3 protein-coding genes and 1 pseudogene are annotated in these 5,198 nt (G+C 57.5%); 1 reads left to right on the forward strand and 3 read right to left on the reverse strand.

The window, feature by feature from the left end:
- Positions 1 to 915 precede the first annotated feature (915 nt).
- Positions 916 to 1,029 (forward strand): annotated as a pseudogene (locus ACRXB1_RS29685) (HU family DNA-binding protein); the annotation flags it as partial.
- A 456-nt stretch (positions 1,030 to 1,485) separates the two neighbouring features.
- Here the strand turns inward: ACRXB1_RS29685 and ACRXB1_RS29690 are convergent.
- The 3 genes from ACRXB1_RS29690 to istA all read right to left on the reverse strand — a co-directional run bounded on the left by ACRXB1_RS29690 (position 1,486) and on the right by istA (position 4,488).
- A complete protein-coding gene (locus ACRXB1_RS29690) occupies positions 1,486 to 1,839 on the reverse strand; it encodes a hypothetical protein (protein WP_449494069.1) in 354 nt (117 codons plus the stop codon).
- 327 nt (positions 1,840 to 2,166) lie between these two features.
- Complete coding sequence (istB, locus tag ACRXB1_RS29695) at positions 2,167 to 2,922, reverse strand: IS21-like element helper ATPase IstB (RefSeq protein ID WP_449494070.1); 756 nt, start codon at positions 2,920 to 2,922, stop codon at positions 2,167 to 2,169.
- A gap of 15 nt (positions 2,923 to 2,937) precedes the next feature.
- Entirely contained in the window at positions 2,938 to 4,488 is a 1,551-nt protein-coding gene (gene istA, locus ACRXB1_RS29700) for an IS21 family transposase (RefSeq protein WP_449494071.1), read from the reverse strand.
- Positions 4,489 to 5,198: the final 710 nt, after the last annotated feature.

Below are 5,198 nucleotides of genomic sequence, written 5' to 3' on the forward strand. Positions count from 1 at the left end.
AATAGCAAAGGCCCCGCGTCGCTGCGCTCCGTTTGTTCGCGATGACGTGGAATTCCTGTTCGCTTTGCCTTGGAATCACGATTCACTTTGCCGTGGAATGGCCATTCACTTTGCGTGGAATACGCAGATGATTTAGGCGCGGTTTGCAAGGTGGCAAAACTTGTACCGGCTATGCAGGCGCTGGCCGCAAGATTGAGTACTCATTCTTTTTGTGGTTGTATAGACCCGATGCCTTTGGCAATCTTCTTGTCAGTCTAAGCAAACGGTCCGCATGCATATGCCGGATCCTTAGATGGACGGATGTCAAAGCACGCCCCAGCCTCGATGAGATCCGCGCATCTCTTGGGAAATTGCGGCTCGCCGCAAGTGCCAAATGGGGACGAAATCAGGGCTCGGGATGCTGATTGAAGCCATTTTTTTCACCACTTCGAGAAGCTTCGCGAACCATCGTGTGGGTGATGCTATTGCAAGCGGGCTTTTATGGTTATACGGCCGCGGGTCGGGTTGAGTACGGGCAAAACCGGCGGAGTTGGAAGGGCAGAGTGTCGAAATATCGGTTGCCTTACGATTGATTGTTCACGCTCCTGCGGATAATCAGCGAGGCGCGAATTGACGATGACGTCGTCGGCAGCGAGGCGATAGACTTGGCTGAATTTGAGCGGCTCGGGCGCAGACTCGTGAAACCGGCCGGGTCCTGTCAGAATCCCTTCGATATTATTTTTGTGTTTAGTTTTTTCGACGGTTGTGAACGACCACACTTCTCCCGGCTTCGCACGTGCTGACCACTTCGTGAGCATCGAATGCGGTAGGCCGCAGCCACGAGCGCTCGGTCCGTGCTTACGCAAGTGGCAGTTACCGCTGCGCTCGATGTTTCACCAATCCGCAATGCGTGCTGACGCCGTTTTGGTCGCGATTTCCGATGCGCGCGCGGCACGTACGGGTCGCAACTCAAAGAACGGCGAGGTATTTCATATCGCAACGGCGAAGACGGTCAAGTTCACCGCAGGAACAGCATTAGTGAACAAGTAGGATGTTTAAGTTATCTGCACCAGCGCCAGCGTCAGTTGCAGGCGGTTGCGATCAGTTTGGTTTGAAATCTACCGGCTCATACGAGACGAATTGATCGTCGAGCGACTTCAAGGTTTTATGCGTCGCAGCAGGGGCCTGCCCGACACCATCTGCGTTGAACGAGCTTTGTTGACTTGCCCACATTGGCGTCGTACCCCGCGCCACCGTAGTGCGGTTGCTTTTGTGCACCAGCACCCGGGGCGGAAGACGCGTATTCGGAGTGCGGATGCCGTAACTTGCGTATCGGTCTTCGTTCGCTAAAAAGTGAACGGGGTTATGCAAAAAAAACTTGGCTATTACTTGGATTTGGGGCGGATCAACGGCGACGCGGCGGTACTGCTATGAATTGACGCAGTTGCTTTTCTGCTTCCACTACTCGGTGCATTGGCGCCTCGTTCAACTGCCAGTCGTGCAGTGTCAGCATACGTTCAATGACTGGCGCATCCGGTGCACTGATTGTCCATGTGGTGGATTTTTCTGCTCTCGCAAGGGTATTTTCAATCGCGGCTTCTGCCCGTTCGTAAAGCTCAAACAGCAAATCACCAAACCCCAAGCGCTGAAGCGCTGAAGGAAGTAGGCCATGTAGACCGAACGGGTTAACTCGTTAATCTGATACCGATTCCCGCTGTCGCCTCGGCAAGACGCCAGCGCAAGGTGATGGGCAAGAGACAATTCGCGTGCCGAATGCGCCGCCATCGGCAGCAACAACGATTTGCTTAACGGCGCCCGGTTCATGCCCGGGCGGGCAGTTTCTCGTTTTTTTTCTGCCATGAGTTTATCGAACCATGCCGAGTTGAACCGGGTCAGACTGTGTTTGGCGAGGGCAATCGCTACTTATTATCGTTAACGTCCGAAGCAGGAGTCGGACTGGCACTCTGCAAATGATGAAGACCTCAGTTCGTCAAGGCAATCGATCTTCACCGATCAGGATCGGTAACCCACTCATTGAGCCGCGCAACAAAGCTCAACGGTCACCGTTGCACCAAAAGTATTGTAGATCTCTGGCTGCGGATTTCGGCAATGGTGATCAGCCGTTTCGGTGAACGTGATCAGTATGGAAGTTGGTGTTGCGCGGTCAGAGAATTATAACGAAGGTGATCACGATGGGGATGAGTCGGGTTGCTTTGCGTTAGTCTTTCGCATCGAATCACCTTTTATTAGAAGCCTATGCGCTTGGTGCACGAGCCGATCGAGGATTGCGTCGGCGAGCGTGGGGTCTTGCAACCACGCATGCCAATGTTCAAGAGGCAACTGCGAGGTGATGATTGTCGAGCGTGAGCCCACGCGATCGTCGATCACTTCGAGCAGGTCGTTGCGCGCGCCCTGATCGAGTTCCTGCAGTCCCCAGTCGTCCAGCAATAGCACATCAATCTTGGCGAGCTGAGCGAGACGGCGTGTGAAGCTGCCGTCGCCATGGGCGATGCGTAATTCTTCGAACAGGCGCGCGGCGCGCACGTATAACGCGGAGAACCCTTGGCGGCACGCCTGCTGCGCAAAGGCACACGCGATCCAGGTTTTACCGGCGCCGGTCGGTCCACTCAGGATGATGTTCTGGGCGTTGCGGATCCAGTCGCAACTAGCGAGCGTGGCAACGACTCGCTGGTCCAAGCCGCGGCTTTGCCGGATGTCGATGTCCTCGATACAGGCTTGTGGGTTCTTCAGCCTGGCGGCCTTCATCAGGCGTTCAAGACGGCGCGTGTCGCGCCAAGCCAGTTCGCGTTCGACGACCATGCCGAACCGGTCCTCGAACGTCAAACTGGTGCTAGCGGTTAATGCGGCTTGTTCCTCGAAGGCGCGGGCCATGCCGTCGAGTTTCAGGTTCCGAAGTTGCGAGATGGTTTGCTGCATCAACATGGTGACCTCCTTCGGTCAGTGGTAATAGTCAGGCCCGCGCACGTTCTCGTGTTCGGGAGATTGCCATTCAGTGAGTTCGATCGGCACAGATGCCTGTCGGTCCAATCCGGACTTAAGGATCGATAGGACAGAGCGACGCGTGGGCGAGCCGACCACGAGGGCGCGCTGACAGGCCGCTTCAAGGCGCTCGCGCCCGTATTTGCGGGCCAGCGCTAGCAGCCCCAGACAAGCCCGGTAGCCCATTTCGGGATGCGGGCGGTTGGTCAGCAGGTGCCGGACGATTGCCTCGGTGCCGGGGCCAATAGATGCACCCCAGTTCAGCAGGCGCCCGGGAGTCCACTCCAGGTGAGCGCGGTGAGCGACGGGCATGTGCTCGGGCAAAGTCGTGTGTTTGTTGCGCAGATGGCTGCGGGCGTGAGCCGCTACCCGTTTGCCACCGTGAAGGATCTCAACGCCGAAACGGGTCAAGCGGGCATAGACTGGCTGGCGCACGAGGCTGTGCGGGGCGCTGTAGTAGTGGTGATCGACCTCAACATGGTAGTCAATGTTGACGACGCATCGCACGAAGGTCGCGATCTCGTAGCGCTGGTCGGGTAACGGCCGCAACGCCGGTTGGTCGAGCCGCTCGAACCATTCGCGGCGATTACCCTGCAGCTTCTTGAAGGGGCGTTGGTTGAGATCAGCGATGAGACCAGCGATCGCGCGGTTCAACTCGGTCAAGCTGAAGAAGCGGTGGTTGCGCAGACGCGCAAGGACCCATCTCTGGACCACTTGAACTGCCACCTCGGCCTTCGCTTTATCACGCGGCTTTCTTGGCCGTGCTGGGAGCATCGCTGTCGCGTAGTGGTTCACGAATTCCTGCGCCGTGCGGCCAAGGCCCGGTTCGTATCGGTCAGGTCGCGCAATCAGTGCGCGCGGATTATCTGGAACCAGCAGACTCGGAGCGCCGCCGTAGAATTCCATGGCGCCGATAAGCCCGCCGATCCAATCGTGCGTGCCCTCCGAACGCGTCGCACAGGCATACGTATAGTTCGATGCGCCGAGTACAGCGACAAACACGTGCGCACGAAACGCAACGCCACCGCGCCCGTCCAGGATCGGCATGGTGTGCCCGGCAAAGTCGGCAAACAGCTTCTCGCCGGCGCGGTGTTGCTGGCGCATCGAACGTTTGAGCGTCTGCGCCCAGTCGCGGTAGCGCTGGCAGAACTGGGTGTAGCGGTAGGTGCGCTCGCCGAGGTGAGCCTCAACGTACTCCTCCCACAATAGTTGCAGCGTCACGTTTGCCCGCCGCAACTCGCGATGAACCAGCGCGTAGTCCAGGTCGACACGTCGGGCCTGCGAATTCTGATCGGCCGGCAGGCTCAGCTTGGCCTCGAGTTCATCGTCAGCCAGCGGTTCGACGCTCGCCCAGTCCAGATCGGCCGCGCTTGCACGCGCCGCATACGCCGATACCGCTCCCACGCTGATACCCGCGGCCCGGCTGATCTGGCGGTGCGACAAGCCGCGCACCCACTTCAGCCGCAGGACTTCTTTCAATTTGCGCATGCTCATCCGATGTGCCGGCATTACCTGTCCCCTATAAAAGAGACAAGGCTAACGCCCGTCGTTGATGTCATGCGCAACACCACCGCCAGACCGAAATAGCATTCCCGTTTCGGTCCGGTGATCACTCATTCCGGGAGCGTGATCACCTGTTTCGGCAAGATGATCAGTCGTTTCGGAAACGGGTGATCAGCGATCACCATCAACCGGAATGTCTGATCACCTTCCTCCGGATTCACTGATCACGTTCAACCGGAATCCGTGATCACGTTCGCCGAAATACGCACTCTGGCCATAGTCGACCATGGTTCAGCGCACTCTCGCGAATGACGGACTCAGGAATCAAACATGTAACTTGGCTTCGGATCATTCGGAGGCAGCAAGAAGGGTAATGTACGGCATTTTCAACGATCTCAGAAAGGTCTCCACAGCTCCATTCCGGCGTGCCACCGAGTACACAGCGGACGATGGGGGCGACCGCATAAGTCGCCACGTCGCAACCTCTTCCGCCGGTGATTGATCTCGGTCGGGGAGCTTACCGATTTTACCGTCGTATCGGGCAATCCGGTAATCGCGCGGGTGGACGCGATCAAAGATATTGAGGTACGTGCGTATTCCACGCAAAGTGAATGGCCATTCCACGGCAAAGTGAATCGTGATTCCAAGGCAAAGCGAACAGGAATTCCACGTCATCGCGAACAAACGGAGCGCAGCGACGCGGGGCCTTTGCTATT

This window comes from Caballeronia sp. M23-90 (genome assembly GCF_053574605.1).

Bases quoted from the DNA above. Each gene is read 5' to 3' on its own strand.
- istA (WP_449494071.1), bottom strand. From the start codon at position 4,488: ATGCCGGCACATCGGATGAGCATGCGCAAATTGAAAGAAGTCCTGCGG.
- ACRXB1_RS29690 (WP_449494069.1), bottom strand. From the start codon at position 1,839: ATGGCAGAAAAAAAACGAGAAACTGCCCGCCCGGGCATGAACCGGGCG.
- istB (WP_449494070.1), bottom strand. From the start codon at position 2,922: ATGTTGATGCAGCAAACCATCTCGCAACTTCGGAACCTGAAACTCGAC.